27 protein-coding genes and 1 pseudogene are annotated in these 26,412 nt (G+C 47.8%); 1 reads left to right on the forward strand and 27 read right to left on the reverse strand.

From position 1 onward, the window contains the following. Positions 1-15: 15 nt before the first annotated feature. From EL268_RS16885 to EL268_RS16950, 14 genes and pseudogenes are all read right to left on the reverse strand, one after another. A pseudogene (locus EL268_RS16885) lies at positions 16-639 on the reverse strand (redox-sensing transcriptional repressor Rex). 16 nt (positions 640-655) lie between these two features. Next, entirely contained in the window at positions 656-1,561 is a 906-nt protein-coding gene (locus EL268_RS16890; protein WP_106653058.1) for a ComEC/Rec2 family competence protein, read from the reverse strand. Between the two features lie 41 nt (positions 1,562-1,602). After that, positions 1,603-4,506 (reverse strand): ATP-dependent DNA helicase DinG, encoded by a 2,904-nt coding sequence (gene dinG, locus EL268_RS16895; protein ID WP_106653057.1) that lies wholly within the window; start codon positions 4,504-4,506, stop codon positions 1,603-1,605. A gap of 90 nt (positions 4,507-4,596) precedes the next feature. Beyond that, positions 4,597-6,051 (reverse strand): tetratricopeptide repeat protein, encoded by a 1,455-nt coding sequence (locus EL268_RS16900; protein WP_106653056.1) that lies wholly within the window; start codon positions 6,049-6,051, stop codon positions 4,597-4,599. Positions 6,052-6,133: 82 nt separating this feature from the next. Beyond that, a complete protein-coding gene (gene panD / locus EL268_RS16905; RefSeq protein ID WP_007723146.1) occupies positions 6,134-6,517 on the reverse strand; it encodes an aspartate 1-decarboxylase in 384 nt (127 codons plus the stop codon). Positions 6,518-6,537: 20 nt separating this feature from the next. Continuing rightward, positions 6,538-7,404, reverse strand: coding sequence for a pantoate--beta-alanine ligase (gene panC / locus EL268_RS16910; protein WP_106653055.1), 867 nt, complete (start codon positions 7,402-7,404; stop codon positions 6,538-6,540). After that, positions 7,401-8,264 carry a 3-methyl-2-oxobutanoate hydroxymethyltransferase gene (panB, locus tag EL268_RS16915; protein WP_106653054.1) on the reverse strand — a complete coding sequence of 288 codons (864 nt, stop codon included), beginning with the start codon at positions 8,262-8,264 and terminating at the stop codon, positions 7,401-7,403. The genes panC and panB overlap by 4 nt, the downstream gene beginning before the upstream one ends. A 261-nt stretch (positions 8,265-8,525) precedes the next feature. Beyond that, positions 8,526-9,509 (reverse strand): biotin--[acetyl-CoA-carboxylase] ligase, encoded by a 984-nt coding sequence (locus EL268_RS16920; protein WP_106653053.1) that lies wholly within the window; start codon positions 9,507-9,509, stop codon positions 8,526-8,528. Further along, on the reverse strand, positions 9,499-10,722 hold the full coding sequence (locus EL268_RS16925; RefSeq protein WP_106653052.1) for a CCA tRNA nucleotidyltransferase: 1,224 nt from the start codon (positions 10,720-10,722) through the stop codon (positions 9,499-9,501). The genes EL268_RS16920 and EL268_RS16925 overlap by 11 nt, the downstream gene beginning before the upstream one ends. A gap of 128 nt (positions 10,723-10,850) precedes the next feature. Then, positions 10,851-11,993, reverse strand: a complete 1,143-nt coding sequence (bshA, locus tag EL268_RS16930) for an N-acetyl-alpha-D-glucosaminyl L-malate synthase BshA (protein ID WP_106653051.1) — start codon at positions 11,991-11,993, stop codon at positions 10,851-10,853. Positions 11,994-12,010: 17 nt separating this feature from the next. After that, the gene (bshB1, locus tag EL268_RS16935) at positions 12,011-12,706 is read right to left on the reverse strand and encodes a bacillithiol biosynthesis deacetylase BshB1 (RefSeq protein WP_106653050.1); all 696 of its coding nucleotides are present in this window, start codon (positions 12,704-12,706) and stop codon (positions 12,011-12,013) included. Next, complete coding sequence (locus EL268_RS16940; protein ID WP_047069014.1) at positions 12,703-13,113, reverse strand: methylglyoxal synthase; 411 nt, start codon at positions 13,111-13,113, stop codon at positions 12,703-12,705. Before EL268_RS16940 ends, bshB1 begins: the two co-directional genes overlap by 4 nt. A 50-nt stretch (positions 13,114-13,163) precedes the next feature. After that, positions 13,164-13,916, reverse strand: coding sequence for a 4-hydroxy-tetrahydrodipicolinate reductase (gene dapB, locus EL268_RS16945; protein WP_106653049.1), 753 nt, complete (start codon positions 13,914-13,916; stop codon positions 13,164-13,166). Beyond that, positions 13,909-14,256 (reverse strand): nucleotide pyrophosphohydrolase, encoded by a 348-nt coding sequence (locus EL268_RS16950; protein WP_016740047.1) that lies wholly within the window; start codon positions 14,254-14,256, stop codon positions 13,909-13,911. The genes dapB and EL268_RS16950 overlap by 8 nt, the downstream gene beginning before the upstream one ends. Before the next feature lie 216 nt (positions 14,257-14,472). Here EL268_RS16950 and EL268_RS16955 point away from each other — a divergent pair, with 216 nt between their 5' ends. Continuing rightward, a complete protein-coding gene (locus EL268_RS16955) occupies positions 14,473-15,330 on the forward strand; it encodes a YitT family protein (protein ID WP_106653048.1) in 858 nt (285 codons plus the stop codon). A gap of 57 nt (positions 15,331-15,387) precedes the next feature. Here the strand turns inward: EL268_RS16955 and EL268_RS16960 are convergent, their stop codons facing one another. The 13 genes from EL268_RS16960 to aroA all read right to left on the reverse strand — a co-directional run bounded on the left by EL268_RS16960 (position 15,388) and on the right by aroA (position 26,336). Then, complete coding sequence (locus tag EL268_RS16960; protein WP_106653047.1) at positions 15,388-16,203, reverse strand: sporulation protein YpjB; 816 nt, start codon at positions 16,201-16,203, stop codon at positions 15,388-15,390. Positions 16,204-16,251: 48 nt separating this feature from the next. Then, complete coding sequence (locus EL268_RS16965) at positions 16,252-16,851, reverse strand: DUF1405 domain-containing protein (RefSeq protein WP_017248137.1); 600 nt, start codon at positions 16,849-16,851, stop codon at positions 16,252-16,254. Positions 16,852-16,927: 76 nt separating this feature from the next. Continuing rightward, positions 16,928-17,719, reverse strand: a complete 792-nt coding sequence (locus tag EL268_RS16970) for a menaquinol-cytochrome c reductase cytochrome b/c subunit (RefSeq protein ID WP_106653046.1) — start codon at positions 17,717-17,719, stop codon at positions 16,928-16,930. Between the two features lie 28 nt (positions 17,720-17,747). After that, positions 17,748-18,419 (reverse strand): menaquinol-cytochrome c reductase cytochrome b subunit, encoded by a 672-nt coding sequence (gene qcrB, locus EL268_RS16975; protein ID WP_106653045.1) that lies wholly within the window; start codon positions 18,417-18,419, stop codon positions 17,748-17,750. A 1-nt stretch (position 18,420) separates the two neighbouring features. Continuing rightward, positions 18,421-18,939, reverse strand: coding sequence for a Rieske (2Fe-2S) protein (locus EL268_RS16980; RefSeq protein ID WP_106653044.1), 519 nt, complete (start codon positions 18,937-18,939; stop codon positions 18,421-18,423). 252 nt (positions 18,940-19,191) lie between these two features. Next, positions 19,192-19,614 (reverse strand): DUF2487 family protein, encoded by a 423-nt coding sequence (locus EL268_RS16985; RefSeq protein WP_106653043.1) that lies wholly within the window; start codon positions 19,612-19,614, stop codon positions 19,192-19,194. 89 nt (positions 19,615-19,703) lie between these two features. After that, entirely contained in the window at positions 19,704-19,919 is a 216-nt protein-coding gene (locus tag EL268_RS16990) for an IDEAL domain-containing protein (protein WP_106653042.1), read from the reverse strand. A 9-nt stretch (positions 19,920-19,928) separates the two neighbouring features. After that, positions 19,929-21,047 carry a hypothetical protein gene (locus tag EL268_RS16995; RefSeq protein WP_106653041.1) on the reverse strand — a complete coding sequence of 373 codons (1,119 nt, stop codon included), beginning with the start codon at positions 21,045-21,047 and terminating at the stop codon, positions 19,929-19,931. A gap of 106 nt (positions 21,048-21,153) precedes the next feature. Then, on the reverse strand, positions 21,154-22,098 hold the full coding sequence (locus EL268_RS17000; protein WP_106653040.1) for a tetratricopeptide repeat protein: 945 nt from the start codon (positions 22,096-22,098) through the stop codon (positions 21,154-21,156). Positions 22,099-22,226: 128 nt separating this feature from the next. Beyond that, entirely contained in the window at positions 22,227-22,877 is a 651-nt protein-coding gene (locus EL268_RS17005) for a zf-HC2 domain-containing protein (protein ID WP_088907242.1), read from the reverse strand. Further along, positions 22,874-23,464: an RNA polymerase sigma factor gene (locus tag EL268_RS17010; RefSeq protein ID WP_007716581.1), complete on the reverse strand. Its 591-nt coding sequence runs from the start codon at positions 23,462-23,464 to the stop codon at positions 22,874-22,876. The genes EL268_RS17005 and EL268_RS17010 overlap by 4 nt, the downstream gene beginning before the upstream one ends. Before the next feature lie 148 nt (positions 23,465-23,612). Then, complete coding sequence (locus tag EL268_RS17015) at positions 23,613-24,734, reverse strand: amidohydrolase family protein (RefSeq protein WP_106653039.1); 1,122 nt, start codon at positions 24,732-24,734, stop codon at positions 23,613-23,615. Positions 24,735-25,052: 318 nt separating this feature from the next. After that, positions 25,053-26,336 carry a 3-phosphoshikimate 1-carboxyvinyltransferase gene (gene aroA, locus EL268_RS17020; RefSeq protein ID WP_106653038.1) on the reverse strand — a complete coding sequence of 428 codons (1,284 nt, stop codon included), beginning with the start codon at positions 26,334-26,336 and terminating at the stop codon, positions 25,053-25,055. Positions 26,337-26,412 lie beyond the last annotated feature (76 nt).

The following is a 26,412-nucleotide window of genomic DNA, read 5'->3' on the forward strand; positions in this document are numbered from 1 at the left end:
GTATACACTCCATTCTTACGTCAAGTAGTAGGCCAAGCTTTGCAGGTTGGACGTCACATCCGCATAGTGAATGCGAACATCTTTTCCTGCGCGAATCGTCGTAGGGGCAAAATTCAAGATCCCCCTGATACCCGCTTGAGTCAACTGATCACATACGGATTGCGCTGCAGGTGCCGGTACCGTAATAATCGCCAGCTTGATTTGCTTGCTTACGATCGTTTCTTCCAGCTCTGATAAAGGCTGAATCGGTATACCTGCGACTTTTTTGCCCTGCTTCTCTGGATTATTGTCAAAGATGGCCGCAATCCGCATGTTATCTTTCAAATAAGCGTTTTAGTTACTAATGGCATGGCCCAAATGCCCAGCTCCGACCAAAGCAACACGGATTTCATCCGTTAGCTTCAGGATTTCACGTATTTTTTCCACCAGATAATCGACATCATAGCCGATTCCCTTTTTTCCAAAATCACCAAAAGCTGCAAGATCTTTTCTGATTTGGGCAGGATTCACATCAAGATTCTTGCCCATCTGTTGGGAGGAAACGGTGGTCACCTCAACTTGCTGCAAATAACTGAGGTAACGCAGATAAATCGGCAAACGACGGACGACCGCTTCTGAAATCTTTTCGTGTTTTGCCACGTTCGGTCTTTCCCCCCTAATTCTTTTGCTTCAAAATCCGATATTCTTTTCCATTCGATAAAATGGTAATGGAACCGTCGTGGCTGGTCACGTATGTCTCGGCCCATGACTCACCCAGGCGCTCCATGACTTCCGTCTGACCGTCTTTCATTTGATCCCGCGATCGGCCTGTCTGAATAATGGCGACCTGAGGATCGACCTGCGTCAGAAACGGTTGCGAAGAGCCTTGATTGCTCCCCTGACCGGCTACCTTTAGCACTTCCGCCTTCAGTCTGTCATTTTGCCGTTCCAACAGTCGCTCTTCTGCTTTTTCATTCACGGCACTCATAAATAAAAATCGCAATTGGCCGTGTGTTAATCGAAAAACGAGAGAATTGTTCTGGGGCGATAAAAATAACGGTTCTTCCGGGAGCAAAACCTCCATGGAGATTTCTTGGTCAAGAGTGAGTACTTGTCCTTGCTCTGCTTCCATCTGCTTGTGGTTGGCGCGAAGCAGCACGACATGGCGAATGGATGGTGCGATCAGCTTGGGCAAAATGACGGCATCTACAAGCACTTGCTGGCTCAATAAAGCGTAGCCCCCCATATGCTCTGGCTGGTCGTTCGTCAACACCACATAATCGAGCCGTGTGATCTTGAGCTCTGCCAAGCGTGCCGAAAGAACGGGCCAATCTTCTGCCGTACCCGTATCAATCAGCATCGTTTTGCCGCCTGGCATTCGCAAAAGCGTACTCTCGCCATGCGGAAGTGCCAAGTAGGTGACAATGAGACCCGAAAATTCCTGTTCTGTCTCCGTTTCAAACGGGTCATCTATCTTCACTGCTGCTTCTTGCAAATACAAATGGCTATCAATCGAGCATGCGCAAAGGAAAATCGCACTAAGAACTACAATCCACCAACGCCACGCTTTTTTCCATAACATTTATTTTATCACCTTAATCCCTATGAGACTATTGCTTCATTTTATGAATCTGACAGGGATTGCATACTAAGGAATGGCTCTATGCGCTCTCGAAGTGTTGGCCATGGACCGCTTTGGATTTGAAATGGCGGCAAAGATTGAAGGAATGAGCGTCCATATCTCGACTCAACTACACGCGTGTCGAGAACGATCACGACCCCTCGATCCAAGTGATGGCGAATTAATCGACCCACCCCTTGCTTAAATTGCAAAACGGCTTGTGGAAGAGACAAAGACATAAAGGCGTTTTTTCCTTCTGCCTTTAAAAGCTCTGCCCTTCCTTGATAGACAGGATGATTCGGAGGCGCAAACGGGAGGCGAACAATGACTAAACTGCTCAGCCATTCCCCCTGAATATCGACACCTTCCCAGAAGCTGCTCGTCCCAAGCAGAACACTTCTCTCCATGCTTCGGAACAGACGTACCAGCTTGCTCCGATTGTTGCTATCAATCCCGTGACCGAATAACGTATACGATTCTGGGGCCTCCGTAAGCCGTTCCTTCATCGCTTGGTAAACAAGTCGAAGCATCGAATGGGAGGTAAACAGGATCAGCGTCCTTCCTTTCGAAGCCAGTACGACATCAACGCACCCTTGAATGACCGCCTCCAAATACGTGTGGTCACTTTCTTTGCCTGGTGCGGGGAAATCAGATGGAATCAACAGTAACCCCTGCTCTTCGTAATGAAACGGCGATGGCAGTGACAAGGTACGCACTCGTTCCTCGGGCAGTTGGTCGAGACCAAACTGGCTTTTGATGTAGGAGAAGCTGTTTTTGACCGTCAGAGTGGCTGATGTCAAGATCAGACTCCGCTTCTGCACGAAAAGCGGTTCTGCCAGTGAGTCGGCAACCTTCAAAAGTGCTGCTGACAAATGAACCTGCTTGCGAGCTGTACGGGACTCTACCTCCATCCAATATACATACTCAGCATCCTGCTCAAGTAAAAAGAAGTGAAGCAGCTCCACGGCGTTTTGCCAGTCTTTGATGAGACCGAATAAATCTGTCAGTAGACTGCGTACGGCAAAAGGAGGCTTTTCCTCTTGCGGAGTGGTTCGCAAAAGCTGCTCGATGCCTGCTGCGTATGCGGTCATCCCTTCAATCACCTTTTTGGTTACTTTGCGTATCTTCTCGTGTTTGCCTACAAAGGATTCGATCCGATAACGTACCGTCTCACGTCCGGCGTCCGTCGTCTCCTCCGCACGATCTGATGCCCATGCATACAAGAGCTGTGTCCATTGCTGCGCTTTCTCACGCAAGGCAGCGGACTGTTTTCTTAGCTCCAGAAGCTTTGAGGCTACATCTTCTTGTACTGCAGGCATCCAGCTTTGCAGCTCTTCTGCGAAGCGGGCAATTGCCCCACTCTCTTCCACCGATGCACGATCTAACAAGAAAAGAAGCTGCGTGGTTGAAAACTGCTTGCCTAAATGCTGTGTCGCCGCATCCTCCAAATGATGGGCCTCATCGACGATGGCAACTTCATACGACGGGAGGATTCTGTTTTCCGCTTGCAAGTCGCTGATAAAAAGGGCGTGATTGACGATGAGTACATCGACATCGCGAGCCCGTTCCTTCGCCTGAAAATAGTAGCAGCGACTAAACCAGGGACAAGCCCGATTCAAACAAGAGCTCGTATCACTTTTTACCTGTTGCCACAGCAGTTGGCCACTCGGAGGCATGCTCAGCTCTTCCACGTCACCGGTAACGGTTTGCGTGAGCCATGTCAGCATCTGTCCTTTGACCAAGCGCATTTCTTGGCTGCTTCCTTCTACAGGCTCGTCCACGGCTTGTTCAAATTTACGCAAGCATAAGTAGTTTCCTCTGCCTTTCAGCGTCGAAGCAGTAAAAGAAAACGGCAACGACTCCTGCAAGGTAGCGATTTCCTTATGGAATAGCTGTTCCTGCAATTGAATGGTATTGGTACTGACCATCAGCTGCTGCTGATTGTGATGAGCCCAAATGATCCCCGGCAAGAGATAGGCTAATGATTTTCCCGTACCTGTCCCTGCCTCTACCAATAAATGGGCACCATCCTCCATTGCCTCATAGACGGCATGCATCATCGCTTCCTGAGCATCCCGACGTTGATACCCCGACATTTTCGCCTGCATGTGCCCGTTTTCGCCCAAAACATCCTCGAGCTGATCAGCAAACGCTTTGGTCACTGTAGCATCGATATGAGGACGCTTCAGAGACGCTGTTACTTTTTCTTCGCGCTTCCGTAGGGCCAGCTGGCGGTAAATATCCCACATGTCTGAGGAATCCGTTTCGGTTGGCGTTCCATCCAGCTCTGGCAGCTCTATAAGCTTTTCCATCTCGATCTGACGTAAAAGAACTTCGATATCAGAGCGAAACGAAGAGACGAGCATCTGCAGGCGCTGGATCGTCACGAGCGGCAGTCTCTTTAAAATATCCAGCAAGTGGAGAAACAGCTGCGCCGTTGCAAGTGCATCGCTGTCTGCTTGATGGGGATTATCGTGCTCGATTTCTAGCTCAGACGCCAGTTCTCCGAGTCTGTAGCTATTTTGCATCGGCAAAAGAACGCGGGATAGCTCCACCGTATCAAGCACGTAGCCGTCAAACGCATAATAGCCCTGGCTCAGCAGGGCTTCTTGTAAAAATTGGAGATCAAAGCTTGCATTATGTGCAACAAAAGCTCGTCCGTCCAATAAACGCAAGAAATCTGGAAACACTTCTTCCAAGGAAGGAGCATCTGCAACCATCTCATTGGTAATCCCTGTTAATTGGGTAATAAATGGGGGAATATCCTGGCCCGGATGAATCAGGGTGGAAAAACTCTCGGTAATCTGCCCGTCATCGATTGCGACGGCACCAATCTGAATGATGCTGTCACCTTGGCGCGGATGGCTTCCCGTCGTCTCAAAATCTACAACTAGTAATCGATTCAAACGTTGTCACCTCGTAACCTGGGCGGAACATTCAATCCGCACCCATTCACATTCGGCAACGATGGGAAATATTCCTGCTCTCCCGTACATTTAAGGCTGTACGAGCTCAGTCTGCATTTCTGATTGACCGAGCTTGCTTGCACACAATTGCATATAGATGGGGATTTCCCATAACTGTTCTGCGAATGGCAATGCCCGTTGAAAATATTGTTCAGCTAGGCGCCAATTTTCTTCCACAACCGCGATTCTTCCCAGATGAAAATACCCTAACGAACGTACATAAGGCTCAGCGTCTTCCAGGAAATACTTTGCCAATCGTTTTGCTTCTTGTGTATCCCCCAGCTTTTCGTATGCAGAAATCATCCCGGATTGTCCGAGGCGATTGTCTCTGTTTTTCTCCAGCATGATCCGAAACGCTTTGATCGCTTCCTCTACCCTTCCGTCAAACAACAGCATCCATCCATAACTAAAAAGAAAGTCGTCATTTTCGGGTGCAAGACTGATCGCTTTTTTGACGAGCGTCAATGCGCGTTTCGTACCCGCAATGAGCCAAGTATTCCAGGCTAAGCCATGCCATGTCCACCCATCTTTTGGGGAACGCTCCGTCAAAAAGTGATAGCAAATTTGTGCCCGGTGGTAATTGCCCACTGTTTCGTATAAAGAGGCCATTTCCTGAAGAGTATCGCTGTCCAAATCGCGTGTCGGCAGCTGCAAGCCTTTCGGCGGGCTCCATTCCACTGTCTGGTCCATCGTATGCAGTAATTTGGCAGCACGCAGCCATAGCATCTGCGCTTCCCAATCGTGCTCGTTTTTTTCTAGATACGGTTCCAATTCGTCCAAAGCTTCCTGTGCATCGCCATCTCTTAAATAGCAGAGCGCGAGGTTGTATTTGGCTTCTTCCTGTTCTGGCTTGATCTCGAGAGACGTCTTAAAAGCTTGCGCCGCCTCTAGCCATTGTTCCTCTTCCGCAAGTATGCACCCGATGGCATTAAAGCTGATAGACACAATGGTGGGTGAGCTTGCTGTCCTGCCGAGAAGACGGAACTCCCGAAAGGCTAATTCTTTCTCCTCACACAAAAGGAGACTGTAGGCGTAGTACAGGCGTCCACTTTCCCAGTCTGGCGATTTTTGGACTAATTCTCCAAAACATTTTTTCGCGTCTTGGAACATGCGCAAATGATAAAAGCCTTCCCCACGACGAAATATCGGCTCGTATGGATTCGTTTCCGGTGAATGATCTTTCTTTTTTCCGTCTGTTGTTTTTTTCGTTTCAACGGCCTTTGGTGATTCTGAGTTCACCTTTGACTGATCCGGCTTTTTCTCTTCCGCTGGAAGCTGTCCTTCCATTTCCTTGATGCTACGAATCGCATTCGATAATTTTTCTTCGAATTGCAGCCACAGGTCTACGACTGTATCACTTACTTGGCGCAATTGAAACAATTGTTCCGCGAGCTGAAGACGTTCTTGTTCAGAAGCCCCCTGCCACTTCTCTTCAATCGTCTGTGCTTTGTTCCGAAGCGTATGAAACCAGTCCTCGATTTTCACAAGAAAAGCCACCCCCTATGAGGCATGAGTACTTTCATTGTCTCACAAGGCAGGTGGCTCTATGCAGCAACAGACAGATCGCTTACAGAATCGTCGCGTGTACTTCTTCTGCGATCAATTCTTTGATCTGATTTTTTTCATCCATGATGGCGACACGTGGCTTATAAGTTCTTGCCTCTTCATCCGTCATCATCGCATAGGCAATAATAATGACGATATCGCCCTCTTGTACGAGACGTGCAGCTGCTCCGTTCAAGCAAATGACGCCACTGCCTGGAGCACCTTCGATTACATATGTTTCCAGACGCGCTCCGTTGTTGTTATTGACGATTTGTACTTTTTCATTTGGCAAAATATCCAGTGCATCCAACAAATTTTTATCGATGGTAATACTGCCAACATAGTTCAAGTTTGCTTCAGTTACCGTTGCGCGATGGATTTTTGCTTTCATCATGGTACGGAACACTAAGAATTCCTCCCTTTTCTCTACTTGATTGATGTAATCGTATTGTCGATCAGGCGTGTTTTGCCAAAACGAACAGCTAACGCGATGATGATCGTCTGACCAGCGGTTTCCTGCTCAATTGGTGTAAGCGCCGGATAGCTCAAAATTTCCACATAATCAATATCAGCCAGCGGCTTCTCGGAAATTATTTGCGTGATACGATCCTTGATTTCAGAAAGAGCCATGCCCTCACCCAGCCATTCATCTGCTTGCTTCAGGCTCTGTGATAGCACGAGTGCTTGTGCTCGCTCATCCGCTGACAAGTAGACATTCCGAGAGCTCATCGCCAGTCCATCCGCTTCGCGTACGATCGGGCATGGAACGATTTGCACCGGCATCGACAAGTCATGAACCATTTGCGTCACAACAGCTACCTGCTGGGCATCCTTTTGTCCAAAAAAAGCGTAATCGGGCTGGACAATTTGAAACAATTTATTGACGACGGTCGATACGCCATCAAAATGACCCGGACGCGAAGCTCCGCACAATGGAGTCGTCACATTTGCCACTGAAATATTGGTCAGCATCGGTGTCGGATACATCTCGCTGACTTCCGGAGTAAACAGGAGGTCCACTCCCGCTTCTTCCGCCATTTTGCTATCCCGTTCGATATCACGCGGATAGCGTTCAAAGTCCTCATTCGGTCCGAATTGTAGCGGGTTTACGAAAATGCTCATCACAACCAAATCGCATACTTCACGGGCAGCTTTCACCAAGCTGAGATGTCCTTCATGCAGAAAGCCCATGGTCGGTACCATCCCGATCGTTTTGCCTTGTCGATGTGCTTCTTTTATATGAACGCGCATCTCTGCAATGGTGGAGACTTGCTGCATCATTGTTTGCATCATGACTGCTTCACTCCTTCCCCGTACAATTCCTTGATGGTTTCTTCCGAAGCATGGAAGACATGCTCTGGCCCTGGGAAGCTTCTTGCTTCGACTTCTTTGTTATAGGTCTCAACTGCTTCACGGATTGTTTCACCGATGTTTGCGTAGCGCTTCACGAATTTCGGTGTGATATCCGATGCGTAGCCGACCATATCATGGAACACCAGCACTTGCCCATCACAAGTCGCACCCGCTCCGATTCCAATCACAGCGATGTCCAGCTTGTCTGCAATCATGCCAGCGACCTCTTCGGGAACACATTCCAGAACAATCGCGAATGCACCCGCTTCTTGAATAGCAAGAGCTTCGTCCAGCAATTTTTTAGCTGCCTCCAGATCTCTTCCTTGTACTTTGTAACCGCCTAATTGATGTACCGATTGCGGGGTAAGTCCGATATGTCCAACGACAGGGATGCCTGCTTGTACACAGCGTGTAATGATTGGGGCGAGTTCACGGCCCCCTTCCATTTTGACCGCCTTGGCCAGCCCTTCTTGCATTAGTCTGCCCGCGTTTTTCACCGCTTCTTCAACTGTTCCGTGATAGCTGAGAAAAGGCAGGTCCGCCACGACAAATGCACGCTTGGCTCCTCTCGTTACTGCTTTCGTATGGTGCAGCATGTCCTCCATCGTAACAGGGATGGTGGAGTCATAACCGAGTACGACCATTCCCAAGGAATCACCGACCAGAATCATATCAGCACCTGCTTCATCCACTAATTTGGCTGACGGATAGTCATAGGCGGTCACCATGGTAATCGGGGTTCGCGTTTCTTTTTTCTTGCGGATACTCGAAGTCGTAATAGGTCTGTCGTTTGTTGCCATTTTTCATTTCTCCTCTTTCGCTTCAAGCCCGTGGATCGTGTGAGGAATAAAAAAACCTTCTCGCGTCAATCGGGAGAAGGTTGTCCATGTCAAAAAGACATTTTGCGTTTAGCGGATTCCTTCTGTCTCGGTCCACACAGGCTCTGAGCAGATTTTTGTCCTTACACGTATTGCTTTTAGATTACACGATCTATACAAAAATACTCCGGGAGTACCGTTCACGTAGTGATACAGCCTCCAAATTGGAGTATAGCAAATGATTTAATCATTTGCACGATAATTGACATCAGCCGAATAAACTTTGTGAATCTGTCCAGTCTGATCCTCGACCTTGAGTACGCCTTCCTCATCCAAGCCAACGGCACGACCTTCCAGCTGTTGTGAAATCGTCTGGAGGCTCACCCATTTGCCAATGGTGTACGAATGATCCTCCCACTCTTGTTTCACACGATCAAAGCCAGCCTGCAAATAGTGGTCGTACTCTTCTTCAAAAATTCGGCAGAGGCGTTGGATAAACGAAACGCGCTTGAGTGGCTCGCCAGATTCAATACGAAGTGAAGTTGCAATCTGTGCCAGGTCTGACGGGAAATCAGACTCGATACTGTTGGCATTGAGCCCTATTCCGATGACTAAATAATTGACCCGATCAGATTCAGCATTGAGTTCTGTCAAAATCCCGCATACTTTTTTGTCTCCGATAAAAATATCGTTCGGCCATTTGATTTTGACAGGCAACCCAGTCTCTTCCCGGATCGTTTTCGCTACTGCAACTGCCGTTAACAACGTCATCTGAGGTGTCTTCGGTAACGGAATCGCAGGACGGATGATCAAACTCATCCAAATCCCCGTTCCTTTCGGAGAATGCCATGGTCGGCCGAGTCTGCCTTTCCCGCCTGTTTGCAGCTCTGCCAGCACAATCGTACCTTCTACTGCCCCTTTTGCCGCAGCCTCGTGTGCGAGTGGCTGTGTAGATACCACCTCATCGTAAGCGATGACATTTTGTCCGATCCGATCCGTTTCCAGTCCAGCCATGATTTCTGCTGCTGACAAGCGATCAGGGGCAACCAGCAGGCGATACCCCGATTTGCGTACCGCCTCTACCTCGTAGCCATCTCGGCGCAGCTCTTCGATATGTTTCCAGACTGCCGTCCTTGAGCAACCGCATGTTTGGCTTAATTCTTCACCAGAGATGAAACTGCCCGGCTGGTCACGGAATGCTTGAAGGATGACTTGCTTAATGTTCATCTTGTGCAACCTCTTTCTTTGCAACTTCGACGAGTGCATCTGGTGTATTTGGTAAACCGTGCAGAGCCGTTTGTCTAAGCAACGATTCCAAGACGCGGACAATCCACTCGCCTGGCTTTTTCTGTAGGGCTACTTGCAGGTCAAGCCCCGTGATCGCCAAATCCTTGATGGTTCTGACAGGCATGTTTTCGTATTGATCGAGGAGTACTTGCATCGAAAACGATTGCCTCTCGTTCCACCAACACGCTTGCAATAAAAGGAAGAACTCGTTGCACGTGTCCCAGCCGACTTCAAGCAGCAGTGGCCCCCACTCGATCGATTGAGGGATATCCCATTGCGGCTGCAATCGCGTCAGGAGTTCAACCAAGCAAAAAATTGCTTCTGTTTCGCGTTTGGACATTTTGAGGAATTGGCATACTTCACGCGATTGCACAGGTGAATAATTCGCCGCAAACAGCAGCAACGCCCACTTTTGAGTCATACTTTGCAAATGATGCAGCCGCCAAACATGCTCATTTGAGAGGACGAACAGCTTTTCTACATCAGGCGCATAAGCCATGAGCCTCGTTTCATTCAACAACTGACAACCTACCTCTGGGGCTTTGCTCTCGAGCGTTTTATTCAGCTCTTCCCTAATGCGCTCCACAGCAATATGAGCTAACAAAGGCGCAGTCTGTTTCATGGCAAGCATGGTTTGGTCTTCAATAGCAAAACCTAATTGGGAAGCAAATCGCACTCCTCGTAAAAGCCGAAGAGCATCCTCCTGAAATCTCTCTAGCGGAATGCCTACAGCCCGAACCAACCGATGCTCCATATCCTCTCGTCCACCGAACGGGTCGTGCAATACTTGATGACGATCCATCGCCATTGCATTCATCGTAAAATCTCGTCGCTCCAGATCGAGCCGAAGTTCTGAAACGAACTGAACTTCAGCGGGTCGACGGTAATCTTCATATTTTCCTTCCGTCCGAAACGTGGTTACTTCGAACATCTGCCCCTCGACTTTTACAGACACAGTACCGTGTTTCAGACCAGTCGGGACATGATCGGGAAACAATCGGATGACGTCGCCGGGATGGGCATTCGTACATATATCTATATCATGAACAGGTCGTTGTAAAAGCCAGTCGCGGACGCAACCACCCACGTAGTAAGCTTCGAAGCCGTGTTCCACCAATCTGTCGAGAACACGCTTTGCCAATTCTATCGCCAATCCAATTCCCCCCTTTCTGGTTTGCTCCGCCTGATCTACACAAGGAGGCGTTTTTTATGAGAGTTTTGTATGGATTGTTCATTTTTATATCCAAGGTACATCAGCTAGCCAAAAGCTCGATCTTACGTTCAAAAGCTTAGTTTTTCTTCGGGTTTGCTTGCCAATAGGTTGGCGTAAAGTGCTTCATACTGAGAGGCAATCGTTTCGTGACAAAACGTCTTGCAGGATCGCTCAATGCTATTCGCGGAGAATTCGCGGTATAGCTCTTCGTTTTGCAAGAGACGTATCGTTTCTTTCGCCATGCCTTCCACATCCCCAATTGGACGCAAGAAGCCGTTCACACCATCCAGGACGACTTCGGGCAAGCCTCCTGCCACTGTAGCGACGACAGGCACACCGCAAGCCATTGCTTCCAATGCGACGAGTCCGAAGCTTTCCTTTTCTGATGGAAGCAGCATGATGTCTGCCATCGACAATACCTCCGCGACGTCCTCCTGCTTGCCGAGGAAGCAAACATCGTCGTTCAGACCGAGCTCAGCGATCATCTTGCGGACCAGGCCCATTTCGGGACCTTCACCAATGAGGATTAGTCTGGAAGGCATTTCTTCACGTACGCGCGAAAATATTTCAATCACATCCGGCACTCGTTTGACAGGACGGAAATTAGATATGTGCATAAGAATTTTTTCACCATTCGGTGCAAATACCTTTTTCAGCTTCGTAACCTCTTTCGGGTAGTAACGCCGCTTGTCTACGAAGTTGTACACAGGGACAATTTCTTTTTCAGTATGCAGCAGCTCTTTCGTCTGTCTGATCAAATCATTGGATACCGCTGTGACCAAATCGCTTCGCTCAATGCCAAAGCGGATCATATCACTCAAATTCGAGTCGTAACCCAAAACCGTAATATCCGTCCCGTGCAAGGTGGTTACAATTTTCAAATGATCGCCTACCATTTGCTTGGCGAGGAACGCACACAACGCATGTGGCACAGCATAATGCACATGTAATAAGTCCAAGTTTTCATTTTTTGCCACTTGCGCCATTCGGTTCGCCAAGGTCAAATCATAGGGTGGATATTTAAAAACATCATAGTTGTTCACTTCTACTTCATGATAAAAAATGTTCGGGTGAAACGCACCTAAGCGAAATGGCATTCCACCTGTGATGAAATGGACTTGATGTCCTCGCTCGGCCAATAGCTTGCCCAGCTCTGTGGCTACAACCCCCGATCCGCCCAATGACGGATAGCAAGTAATCCCGATCTTCATAACAGTGTCACTCCTTTTCACAAGCTCTTTAATACATACGGAGCTGCACTGACAAATCCTTCTGCGTAGGCTACACCAGCCTGCTGGCCAAACAGTCGCTCTCGATACTCGACAGACTCCAGATACCCGTTGGTAAGCGGTGTTTGAACGCTGCCTTCTTCCAGCTCAAACTGACTGCGGTAGCAGCGCAGCGCCTCCATTTTTTGCGGATAGACAGCGGTGATATCCACGACAACCTGAGGCGTGACAGTGGAATTGATAAAATAGTAAAGGAATTGCGAAGGTCGATAGGCAGGCAAAGAAGGCTCCGGCAAATACTTGCGGATGCCTGCATTAAACACCGCCTCTCGAACGATCCGACTTACGCTCTCGTGATCTGGATGACGATCCGCGTAATAAGGCGCAAGCACAATGGCTGGACGAGTTTCGCGGATGAGCTTTACAACACGTTCAATCGCACTTTCTCTGACTGCTTCCAAGCCGCGATCAGGCAAACCGAAATTATAGCGAGCAGCCACTCCCATCACTTGGTCAGCTGCAGCCGCTTCTTGCTGCCTTCTTTCCACTGTTCCATTCGAAGACAATTCGGCGTAGGTCAAGTCGAGAATCCCAACGCGCTTTCCCTCTTTGGCTGCCAAGATTAGACTGCCTGCCGCGCCGATCTCGACATCGTCAGGATGAGCGCCGATCGCCAAAATATCGAGTGAACTCATGCTTCATTCTCCTTATGCACCACTTCGCGCCAATCCAGTTGTCCCAGCTCCAAAGCCTTCAGCATGATTTCTGCCGAACCGAGATTGGTGGCAAACGGTATCTTGTGCACATCACACAGTCGAAGCAGTGCGATAATATCAGGCTCATGTGGTTGAGAGGTAAGCGGATCACGCAAAAAGATAATCAAGTCCATCTCATTGCGGGCGATCATCGCACCGATTTGTTGATCGCCTCCTAATGGCCCTGACAGAAACCGGGTTAGGGACAGCGACGTAGCTTCCATGATTCGGGACCCAGTTGTTCCTGTGGCATACAGGTCATGTTTTGCCAAAATGGATTCATAGGCCATCGCTAGTTGCACAATCTGTTCTTTCATTCGATCATGGGCAATCAATGCAATTTTCAAGAAAACCTCTCCCTTTATGGCTGGGTATCGTGTGTATGTTAATCAATCGTTTAATCAATCAGATGTTCCAATCCGTAAATCAATCCGTTCATATTCATTACGGCTTTAATGGCCATATTTACCCCTGGCATGAATGATTCCCGGTTAATCGAATCATGGCGAATGGACAGCGTTTGGCCTGTTGCCCCAAACAAAACCTCTTGATGAGCAACCATGCCTGGCAGACGGACACTGTGAATCCGGAAGCCTTCATAATCTGCTCCGCGAGCGCCTGGAATTGTTTCTACTTCTTCAGGATGCCCTTGCTTGAGCTCTTCCCGAACAGCCGCGATCATCTCCGCGGTCTTCAAAGCAGTTCCGCTTGGCGCATCCAGCTTGCGGTCATGATGCAACTCGATAATTTCCACATGTGGCATATATTTTGCTGCCATTGCGGAAAACTTCATACATAGAATCGCGCCGATCGCAAAATTCGGGGCAATAATGGCACCCAGTCCCGCTTCTTTATAGCGCTCAGTCATTTCTTGCAGCTGCTCTGTTGTCAGTCCCGTTGTTCCGACGACCGGTCTCACACCACGAGCCAGACAGAGCTCCATATGACGATACACCGTATGCGGTGTCGTAAAGTCTACCAGAACATCCGGTTTCATTTCGTCCAATTGTTGATTGATTTCCTCTTCGCTCACCCGCGTGTCCAAATTGCCTGTAAAGACGAGCGCGGTATCCTGCCCCAGCATTTTCACTACTTCTTGCCCCATTCGACCATTTGCGCCTGCAACTGCTACACGAATTTGTTTAGTCATGCTGCTCGTTCTCCTCTATTCTTGTCCAGCGATCTTTATCGCGAGTGTTAAACTTGTGCATAATACGATCAAATGCTTCCTGCAAATCGATTCCGAGTGAGTTTGCGAAACAAATCACGATGAAGAGGACGTCACCCAGCTCTTCCTCTACTGTTTTTTCGCCTTCGTCCTTTTTCTTCGGTTTTTCTCCATAAAAATGGTTAATCTCTCTGGCTAATTCACCTACTTCTTCTGTCATTCTAGCCAGCATCGAAAGCGGAGAAAAATAGCCCTCTTTAAATTGCGATATGTATTGATCAACTTCTTGCTGCATCTCTTGCATAGTCTTTTGCCGTTCCATCCGCCCACTCCTTTTTTCACAGTCTTCTCTCTTTCACCTATCGTACTAAAAAAGGCTTCGTTTGCCAAATCACAATACTTCGTCTTTCCAGCATATGGACAATCAAACGAGCGTTCATTTATAATGGCTTTCGGATAGCCCTCAGGTAACCCAAGTATTACCTGCACATCATGTCCGGGGGGAAGCCTTTTCCTGGTCCGGCGAACAGGAGGAAATATGAAAATTCGTCTTGACAGTATCATTGCCATTATCATCGGTTCTGCCATTATGGGATTCGGTATTAACGCGTTCAACATTCCCAATCATCTAGCTGAGGGCGGTATCACTGGTATCAGTATTTTGATCAAGCTGTTAGTTCCTGTTGTGGATCAGGGAATCGTCTTCTTTGTCCTGAACGTACCGTTATTTTTCTTGGGCTGGAAAATTCTTGGACGAACTTCTTTTTTCTACACGATTTTGGGAACGGTTTCTCTCTCCGTCTTTTTATCCGTATTTGATGGTGTTCTTCCGTTGCCAATGAAAGATCGCTTGCTTGCTTCCCTCTATGCCGGGGTAGCTGTTGGTGTCGGTTTAGGGATTATTTTCCGTTACGGCGGGACGACCGGCGGTGTGGACATCATTGCCAGACTCCTTCAGAAATACATGGGTATCAGTATGGGGCGGACGTTGTTTTTCGGAGACATTTTGGTCATTGGGGCGTCCCTTGTCTATTTGAATCTGGAAAGCGCTATGTATACCCTTGTTGTCGTCTTTATCGCAGCACGAGTCATCGACTTTTTCCAGGATGGCGCCTATGCAGGAAAAGCTTTGACGATCATCTCCAACGAAGCAGATAGCATCGCCAAGCAAATTCTCGATGTAGGTCGTGGTGTGACACTCTTAGCCGGTAAAGGTGCGTACTCTGGCGAGGAAAAGAAAGTCATCTATGTCGTTGTCAGCCGAAACGAAGTCATGCGTTTTAAAACCATTGTGCAAGAAATTGATCCGCATGCTTTTGTCATCGTTAATGATGTACATGAAGTTCTCGGAGAAGGGTTCACCCTTGATGAAAATAAGAAACCGCTTCACGACTAGCACGAAGCAGCACAGAAAAACCCTTGCCTTTTTGACAGGCAAGGGTTTTTGCATCTATTAGGTCGAACGGATTTCTCCGTCATATTTCTTCCACGCCACATAAGACAAGGCCATAATCAAAGCTATCGAGATCGAGGCGAGAATAACAATAGGTGAATCTGGCCGCATCATTAAACGAGCAAACGTACTCTTCTCTTCGCCCACAAAAGCCACTTGAAAAGAGCTGTTCAATTCTCGCAATGCCTCTCGAACCAGCTGCCAATCTACTTGGGTGTTTCGCATCTCTTTGGATATGATATCGTACGCAACTGTAATCGAGGACATTTGCTCCTCTGGAAGCTGAATGCTCATCCCCGGCTTAATGGCCAAAAATAATCGGTAGTTCTCATCGAACTGTTCGCGAAACTGGCTGAAATTCCGCTCAACAGCCGATAGCTGCAAATTTTGGACCTGTGTTACGAGAGAAGAATAGTAGCTGCGCCACATCGGCTGGTGATCATGCGTCAATGCGTCTATGGCAATTCGGACACGCGTGGCATGCCACAGCAATTGCTGTTCACTTGCATTTGCGGAAGCAAAGCTTTGCTTGGCTGCCAGTATGGACTGGGTCACTGCATTCAGACTCTCAATTCGTATCGGATTGGGCAAATGCTGGTTTGGGAATCGTTCTGCTAGCTGTACGATGCGCTGCTCTGCCCCTTCAAGATCTCCCTTTTTTGCATACGTGAGTAACTCATGCGCAATTTGATCTAATGCTGCCAACTGCTTTTGTTCTATCGGTTGATTCAGCTTCGAGTACAAATTATGAATGGGCCACGACAAGAACAACCCGATCATGAGAAAGAATAATAAAAACCGGATGTTTTTCTTCAACGCAAATAACCTCCTTCCCTAGTACAGCCTATGGAAAGGAGGACAAGATTAGACCTTATTTGTCGTATACTTCATATTCACCCACCAGATCACCGAGATCGAGATCAGACTGAGAAGAACCGTAAACAAACCGACGAAGCCCTCATACGGATCCAGCACACTCGGCAGCCACGGATGGATGTCCATGACGTAATCGAGAAAATCATTATTCAGTGTCCACAGCGCAGCGATTCCCACCGGCAGAAGACTTAGCTTGTAAAAACGCGCATACAAAACAGATTCCACAGCCATGCCGGTGTGGGAAATGATCAGCATCACGTCTGTCCAACGCACTTCATTGCCCATCATCCAACCAGCCACGATAATGCAGACGGCCCAGACACCGTACTTAAAATTGGTGATGCCAGCCAAAGCTTCCAGTACAGGAATGTGGCGACCCAACAAATAGGTAAGGAGTACAAGCGAAAAAAGTCCGCTACCTGTCGGGCTGTCAGGGACAAAAGGTATCAAGTATGCTGGTGTCTCAGCCAATTGGTTACCATACCAGATGAATCCATATATGGTTCCCAAAAAGTTGACGACGAACAGCGTCCAAAGAAACCACCTTTTGCCCAAAGATTGCCGAAACCACTCCCATATCCAGATCATGTATAATCGTCTCCCGCTGTGTACGCCGCTAACGAAAAAGCTGACCGCATTACCAGCCAGCTTTTCCCCTATTAGCTTATTTCAAGCCAGCCATGTATTCAGCTAGCTTTGCGATTTCTGCATCATCTTTGATCAAACCGGCTGGCATTGCGCCTTTACCGTTCTTGATGACATCAGTAATCTTGGCTGCATCCAAAGTTGCACCGATTTTTTGGAGGTTAGGACCCATGCCACCCTCCATGTTTTTACCATGGCATCCCATACAGCTTGTTTGCGCTTTCCAAAGCGCATCCGCTGTAAAGCTGGTATCAGCAGGAGCAGGTGCAGTTGCACTAGATCCCTCTTTGCCACCAGTTCCTTTACCTTTATCTGGGTGAGCCAGATGATATTCATGGTTTGCCGCCCAAGTCAGGTAGAAAATGCCAACGAGTGCAGTCAGCATCAAGCCTGTAGCAACTGGACGCTTGCTAGGACGACGCTCTTTGCTGGTATCCAACCAAGGCGCCAACATCAGTGCACCAAATGCGATACCTGGAACGACAACGGTACCGAGTACGACCCAATCCCCTGCTGCCCAAGGATATTTCAGCATTTGATACAGGAACAAGAAGTACCAGTCTGGCAACGGAATGAATGACGTATCATTCGGGTTTGCTTTGTCAGTTAACGGCGACGGATGTGAAACCGTTAACACAAGGAAACCAACCAAGCAAACGGCTGCCACCATCCACTCTTTCAACAGGAAGTTTGGCCAAAACGGCTCGTTTTTCCCTGGAAAGTCGGAGTAGGATGGAGAAATGTTTGGGATACGCTTCGCCGATACTCGGGAATCTCCGACGAAGGTAGCATCTTTATCTTGTTTTGCCATGCTATTTCCTCCTTTTTTCGAAGACCGATTATAGTGGACCCGAAATACCTTGCGAACGGATCATAACAAAGTGAGCTCCCAACAGACCAAGCAGTGCGCCTGGCAGGAAGAACACGTGAATCGCGAAGAAACGAGTAAGCGTTTGCGCCCCTAGAATGTCTCCGCCTGTGAGCAATGTTTTTACATATGGACCGATGAAAGGTACAGAGTCAGCGATCTGCACACCTACTTTGGTCGCAAAGTATGCGGTGTTATCCCAAGGCAAGAGATAACCTGTGAAACCGAGGCCCAGCATAACGAAGAAAATCAGTACGCCGACTACCCAGTTCAATTCACGCGGCTTTTTGTATGAACCTGTAAAGAATACACGCAGAGTATGTAGGAACATCATCACGATTACCAAGCTGGCACCCCAGTGATGCATACCGCGCACGATTACCCCGAACGCTACTTCGTTCTGGAGGTACTTAACGGATTCGTAAGCATTGATAACGTCTGGTACATAGTACATCGTCAAGAACATACCAGACAAGATTTGAATAACGGTAATAAAGAACGTAAGTCCACCAAAGCAGTAAACAAAAGCGGAAAAATGATGTGCCGGGTTCACGTGCTCAGGTACTTCGTGGTCAGCCAAGTCACGCCACATCGGAGTGATGTTTAAGCGTTCGTCGACCCAATCATACATTTTTTGCATCATTTTAGCCGTTCACCCCCGGACGAGGATTTGCTTTTACTTTACCTAAATACAATTTTCCGTCTTTGACTTCTGTCTCATACTCATCAAGAGAGGCCGTCGGTGGCGTTCCCAAAATGTGCTCGCCATTGATCGTATAACGACCCATGTGGCAAGGACAGAAGTACTCATTTGGTTGTCCAGGGCCAGTTCCCCAGTCAACCGTACACCCTAAGTGCTTACAGATCGGGGACAGAGCAAGAATCTCACCCTTGTCGTTCTTGGTAACCCATGCAGTAAGTGTAGATTCTGATTCATACCAACCGTCCTTGGTATGGACCTTGAATTCAACGCGTTTTGGCACGGCACTAAACTCATCCGGACTGCCGACAGCTACTTTATCTCCACCTGCATGTCCTTGCAGAAGGGGGTCTACCGCAAAGCGAATCATTGGGGTGATCATTCCCGCAGCAAGGAATCCGCCAGTTCCCATCAGGGCGTAGTTCAAAAATGTACGCCTGGAAATTTCGCGTTTGTCTCCCATATCTTTTTTCCCTCCTTATCCTGTAAAATAGCGCTACGATGGCATTTTCATACATATACACTAGGTCAATCCCAATCATAGCTAACGCCTATAAAGATGTCAAGAATGTCCAGTGGACATGTCTTTACCCAAACGATGTGTGACAGGATATTGTTGCCAGATTGTCAAATTTAAGACCTTGCCCCACCCATTTTTCTGTAGTATTGCCGGAAACCGCTTTCTCTATTGCGTCTCTTTTATACGTCAGAGCGTTTATCCCCGCCCGTTTTGCCACAACTTGATGACCTCTTTGTACAGCACATCCACGGTCACTTCAAAACGCAAAGAAGATTCCAGATCTTCATCCCCTACCAATAAAGTCACCACGCCTTCTTCCGCTCGTTCCTGTAATTCAATCTGTTCTCCGCGAAAATGCAGCACTACTTTATAGGGGAATTCCGCCGGAGTTCTTTGTTCCAGCTGTTCTTCTCCTATTTGATAGCTTAACGGAAATAGCAGTACGCGTCCCTTCAGTCGCTGCTCAATCCCGGCCGCTACATTTAATAAGTAGTTCATGCGTACAACATGCTCTTCTACTTTTCTCTCCGAGCTGTACAAATAAAGAGGGAGCAGTGCGGTATCCACAAAGGACCGCAACTCCTCCCAGTTTTCAAAATCGTTCAAGTTCCACTGCATAGAGCCGTCTCCTCATTTCCTTGTTCATTTCTGGAAACAAGCGTACCATGAATGGTTGGAGACTCGCAATAACGCATACGATTATGTATTTAGGCTTTCTCGTAAGCCATGATTTCTTTTAATTCGTCTGTTAAGCGCAAAAACAGCTCTTTGTTTTTCGATGCAAGTGCCTCATCAATCTCCTGAATTAGCGTACGCTTGCGATATTGACGCATCTGCTCGTCGATCACCATTTCAGATAGCAAACCGGAAACCATTTGATTGTTCGTTCCGTACGCGTTGGAATAGAAATTCGGCCACTCCATACCCATCCCTCACTTCAATAAAATAGTCGTTTCGGTAAAACCATTGTATTTTCGAAGCCAAGTCTGGCTCGCATACGTTGCGGTGTATAACCACTGTTCCTGTTCGTCTTGACCGACGCGCAACAATCCAAGGTGCACCATCATCTTGCATACCCGATTCACCAAGATATCTGTAGGTGAATCGTAGTAAAACTCTTTCATCCAATGGAGCAGCGTGTCCATCAGCGATTGCTGACTTACCCATCCACCCGATGCGATCAACGGAATGAGCTGAACCAGCATCGGCAAGTTTGGGACAGCCCGCTTGTACAGCCTCATCCAGAAGCGAATGACATCATGGTACAATTGATCGGTATACGTTTGCTCCAGTCGCTCCCTCCCCGCTTCCGTTACTGCTACCTTGCCGTCCACTTCTACAATCCATCGGTGATAGTAGCAGAAATCGTAGAGCAAGGAAAAACGGTCAGGGTATAAATCAAAGTGCAAACCGTACCCAAAACGCCATTTTTGCGGCAATAGCGGCTCTTCTTTTACGTGCAAAAATTGAAAAAGCTGCTGCTGATGACGCTTGTACATGCCACCTTCTGCGGTTAGCGGTACTGGCTCCTGCTGGAGAAATTGTAAAAATTGCATGATATCATCGCAAAGTGCTGTTCCTTCATCCCTGTAAGCTTGCGGCCCCGGATGAAGGAATGCGTTTGACTCACGCCACGTTGTCAACCACGCTTGCAAGTACGGCTCACGGATGTCCAGCGGAATTTGATACTGCCCTACGGTTTTACTTTTCGCCGGAAAAATCCATCCTCGCTTCATTGCAGCTGCGACAAACTTTCGTCCTTCCTCCTGCTTTTTTTCCTTTTCACACGCCAGTGCCACCCCGGCCTTCGCCAACAAATCCTCAAGCGACATAACCGTACGCTTGTCCAGGAACAATTGGAGCAAAAAATGGGTTTCCGCACTGCTCAGCTGCTCAACTTCTTGAGAGATTGTCAACCTGTGCCTCAAGCTAGACAACAGTGACGTAATCAATTCGTTTTTGGAATGAGGGTTGCATTCGCATCCGTAATGGTTGGCAATCTGATGGAGCTGCCGGATATCGGTGTACACCAAGATCTCAGCCAAGTTCATCTGTGCATCCCTTCTTTACGATGGCTTACTTGTCTCTCATTCTTGCCAAAATGCGGAAAAATAAACAGGAAGCCACCGAAGTGACTTCCTGTTTGGCGATTTTTTATTATTCCTCTTCAGATTCATGGTCCCACAGGTCGTGAAGCTGTTGGTATTCTTTCGCTTCCTCATAGCGCCCTGCTTGAGTCAAAAGGGCAATCAGCCTGCGGATCTGATCCAAATCGAAACCTGACAACGATACATATTGCTTTAGAGCCTCAATAGCCGCTTCTGTTTTCCCCATCGAAAGATTCACATCTGCAGCTAATGGGTAAGCAGCCACATACTCATCGTCAACCGCTTGCAAACTGCTGACCAATTCTGCCGCTTCATCCAGTCGTCCAACGTGGAATGCCATCAGTGCACATCCGTAGAGGACTTCTGGGGAACGATCCATGACCAGCGCCTGACGGAATACTTGGTAAGCCTGTTCGAATTGACCGCTTTGTGCGTACGAGCGCCCCTTCGTCAAAAGCATGGACAGACTTTCATCCCCGGCTTGTTCCAGGAGCTTCATTGCTTTCTCGTCTTCTCCAATGCGGAAATACAAGTTACCTAGCGCTGCCATAATATCCTGGTTATCTGGCTCCTTCAGTCTCGCTTGCTCCAAATACTTGACCGCTACTTCATCTAAATCTTGGAGTGAATACAGATCCGCTAGCAACAAGTCAAGCTGAATGCTTTCGAAGCCAGATTCTTTGCATTCATAGAGAAGATGTTGCGCCGTCTCAAAATCACTGGAATCCAAAGCAATCTCCGCTAACAGCAGCTGGCATTCTCTGCGCAAAGAGGAATCCATTTGCGGATTTTTGGCCATGACATCTGTCAGCAATTGACTCGCCTCTTCCAAATGACCGAGTCGATACCAGACCTCTGCCAAATACATCATGACATCCGGCAAATCTTTTCCATGCTCCTGAACCTTTTGCAGAGCGGTCAACCCCAACTCTACTTCATCGTTTTCGATCCGCTTGATCGCTTCGTCTATGACATACAGCCACTTTTTCGGCATTTCTTTCACCTCATATGTATTTTGCGTGGCCTTGTTGCTCTACGCGTTTGTTGAACAACTACTCTAATAAAATAGCCACAAAAGACCGTCCGAAGACGGTCTTTTCTTTTACTCTTGATCATATACCATTATGCTCGCGTTAGCCAGCTCATTGTAAGAACAGTAATAAGGATTCCAAAAATACTAAGCACGATACTGTAATTCGGCTTGGCTAAATCAGTAGAAGTTGGCTTCCCATCGAGCGGTACGATCGAAGCAGTGGCATGTTCCAGTGAATCTCCTTGCGACGTATATGGCTGTGCTTCTACCACGTATGTACCATCGTCTGTTTGCATGGAAGAAGAAATGACTTGCGCTTTTGGCGTATTAATCTCCATGACTTCACCGTTAATAACGAGAGAATTCGCATGCTCCGTGGTACTTGTATTCACATATAAAGTGAACGAAAAGACCATGAGCAACAAAACAGCTACACTTGCAGCCATGCGTCGCATTCTCGCTGTCACACTGAAAATTTTTCTGCCTATTGGGATCGCCCACTGCTCTTCCGATAAAATACGGGCCATCACCGCATCTACAATGGAACGTGATGGAGTTACAGAATGGTATTCTTCTTTATCCATCTCCATCCACTCACCACTGTCCGACCAAATCTCATAGTCGGAACGACAGGCATAGCATGCCGCCATATGGTGATCAACCCGGCGTTGGGTCACCTCAGGCAACAGATTTTCGGCGTATTCAGGCAGTATTTCCTGAACTTCTTCACATCTCATCATCGATTCATCCCTTCAGCTTCATCCAAATGAGGGTCCAGGATGTAGTTTTCCAACTGTCCACGAATACTTTGCCGCGCTCGAAACAGTAAAGATTTCACAGAGCTCACTGTTAAATCCAGAATCGTAGCGATTTCTGTGTAATCCATTTGTTCGTACTCGCGTAATATCAATGCTGAGCGTTGCTTCTCTGGCAAGCTGTTAATTGCCAGTCTTACCATGCTCTCCCGTTCATTCCGGAGCAAAACTTGCTCAGGCAGTGTCTTGGGAGATGCCATAGGCACTTGCAACGTATCATCCAGATACACGTCAGAATTGCGGCTCTTTCGCAATTCACTGAGTACGGAGTTGCGTGCAATCGTATAGAGCCAGGTGGAGAATGTAGCTTCTACATCTCGGAAAGAATGAATGCTCTTATACGCCTTGTAAAACGTCTCCTGACATATATCCTCCGCTATATGCTCTAAATGTGCCTGACGCAAAAGATGAGTGACAAATGAGAGGATCTTTTTTTCATATCGACGAATCAGTTCAGCATAGCATTCCAGATTACCTTCTTTAATCTCTCGGATAAGCTGGGAATCGGTCATGATCAGAGATTACCTCCTTGCGATTCCGATCCCTCAGCGGCCTTTTGCATAATTAGACTGCTGGGGATGTAAAAAGTTGCGCGACCTTACGATTCTTTTTCTCGTCTGTCTGCTGGAAACCATTCACGAAAAAACCCCCAAACCGGGGTTATATGACATAAGCGTAGGGCTTCGTGTCGAATAAACACTTACCCATACCAATCAAAGGGATAAATCGCATATTTCGATATATCCATTTACCGTTCGACATAACAGATGTTGGAAGATGCATTTCACTAAAATTGAGAATAGTGGAAAGATCATACTTTGTCAACCAGTTTTCCTTTTTCAGGAAAACGATATCAGCGTCTGCGCCAGTTGTCAAGCTTCCTTTTCGCGGATACAGTCCAATTGCTTTTGCAACATTTGTCGAAGTGAGCCTGACCAGCAAGCAAAGCAATTCTTCAGGCGTACACCAGCTCTTTCGTGTATCAATCCGCACATCGTGAATTGGAGACGCTACTTGCCAGCTTCCAAACCATTGTCGATGCAATTGACGAAGACCTTGATCCGTCACTTCAGCAGGCAAACGAAAGATATGCAGGTACGGGTCATTTTCATCAAAATGAAAGGCCGCTTGAGAATCAGTGATGACTGTTCGCAACCGCCAATAACGGGTAGCCTCCAGCCAAATCTGTCGAATGTATTCCCGCTGTTCTTTTTTGAAGAACGGATCATTTTGCACCTGCATGTGCAGGATCGTATGTTTAGACGTATGAAGTTGCAAAAGCGTTTCCCATTTTATTGTGGAAATTTCTTCTGGATTTCGAATCGTGACATGAAACGAAGAATAGCCATGGTTCATCCACTCCGCTAAGCGGTCACCGTGAAGATCGGCGACATCGATTTCCACGTGCCAAACATAATCCAGCAAACTGTTGAAATGCTGGGTTTGTTGATAGTGGATTTGCGGTCTGCTCATCCAACGCTCTGGCCGGAAGACGTCCACCAGGCTTGTACAACCCGAGCTAATGAGATTTCGCATAGCTTCTATATAAACATCTACCTCTTTGATTTTATACAACGAATGTGTCGGGAGTGCGACGAAACCAGGCAAAAGATACATATCGGTAGCATCTATTTCTTCATATAAATCGTTGAAGGGGTTTTTCGTTAAGGTATCTTTAGCAATTCGGACAATTTTCCCATGACGGATCCAAATATCTGCTTCTTTCATTCCTCGTGCTGTGACAATCGTTCCCCCGCGTATGACCATCCCTTGCTCCAGCATAGCTCGTCCCCCTCCCGCTTCTCATGCACACACTACCCTTGTACGAGCATATGCACAGAAAGGGGAAAAAGTACTAATTCGAGCCAAACCGATTTTTAAACAAAAAAAGACCGCCGTTGATGTAAGCGCATTCAAACGACGGTAGCACACACGTGCTTTCTTATATTGGATAGGAGTGGAGAGAAACCATACTGTACTTTTATAATAAACGGAATGTAAGCGCTTGTCAAATCATTTTTGCTAAAATTCGGAACGCTTTGTCTTCGCACCAATAAAAGAAGCCTGCTCCCCTAAGGGCACAAGCTTCTCTTTCATTCTTTATGCTTGGCTGATTTTCACAAGCAAGTCATGAAAGCCAGGGAAAGAAACATCAATCGCATCATCATTTCCGATCGTCGTTTCACCCTCGGCAACGAGACCTGCGATCGCCATCGCCATGCCAATTCGGTGATCCCCCATGCTATCGATGACAGCCCCTGTCAATCCTGTCTTTCCTTCGATGATCATTCCGTCATCTGTAGGTGTCACCCTAGCACCGAATTTGGACAGTTGACTAACCACCGTAGCAATACGGTCCGTCTCCTTTACTTTCAGCTCTTCGGCATCACGGATTACGGTTTGTCCCTTGGCCTGTGTTGCCATGACCGCAATCACCGGAATTTCGTCAATCAGCCGTGGAATGATATCTCCGGCAATTTCAATACCGTGCAGCTCTAAATGAGTCACGAGGAGGTCTGCAACCGGCTCTTCATTTACGACTCGCTCATTCAAAAGCTCCAGGCTTCCCCCCATCGCCTTGACAACATCAATGATACCGGTGCGGCTTGGGTTGATTCCGACATTTTCAATCAGAAGAGAGCTGCCTGGTACGACCATTACGGCTGCAATCAAAAAGGCAGCGGAAGAAATGTCACCAGGAACAGAAATGGCACGGCCCTTCAGCTTTTGTCCGCCTTCTACTGAAACGGTCAAGCCATCACGCACAACTTGTACACCAAATGCTTGCAGCATACGCTCTGTATGATCGCGGGATAAATGAGGCTCTGTTACACTCGTCACGCCTTTTGCCTGCAACCCTGCCAGCATAATCGCCGATTTCACTTGTGCACTCGCAACCGGAGAGTGATACGCAATCCCTTGAAGCTCCCCGCCTCGAATGGATAGCGGTGTGTATTCGCCGTCTTTTCTTCCATCGATTTTGGCTCCCATTTGACGGAGTGGTCCGATCACACGGCGCATGGGTCTTTTGGCGATAGACTCATCGCCTTCCATCACCACGTGGAAAGGCTGTGTCGCCATGATCCCTGCCATTAAGCGAATGGTCGTACCGGAGTTCCCTACATCCAAATGTTGAGACGGTTCCTGCAAGCCGTACCAGCCTTTTCCTTGTACAGTCACGGCATCTCCTTGTTGTTCAATCTCGATCCCCATCCGACGAAAGCAGCTAATCGTGCTCAAGCAATCGGCACCCGGCAAAAATCCTTCAATGGTTGTGGTTCCTTCTGCTAGAGCTCCAAACATGACGGCACGATGGGAAATGGACTTATCTCCTGGCACGCGAACGGTACCTTTGATTTGTTTGGCTTGTTGTACGCGAAGCATTTCTTCCACTCCTTTTCTCTCTCACGCTCTCCCAGATCATCAGTCGCACTGTGAAGCGTCTTCGTTGTAAAGTGTG

This window comes from Brevibacillus brevis, assembly GCF_900637055.1.
Classification (GTDB): Bacteria; Bacillota; Bacilli; order Brevibacillales; family Brevibacillaceae; genus Brevibacillus; species Brevibacillus brevis.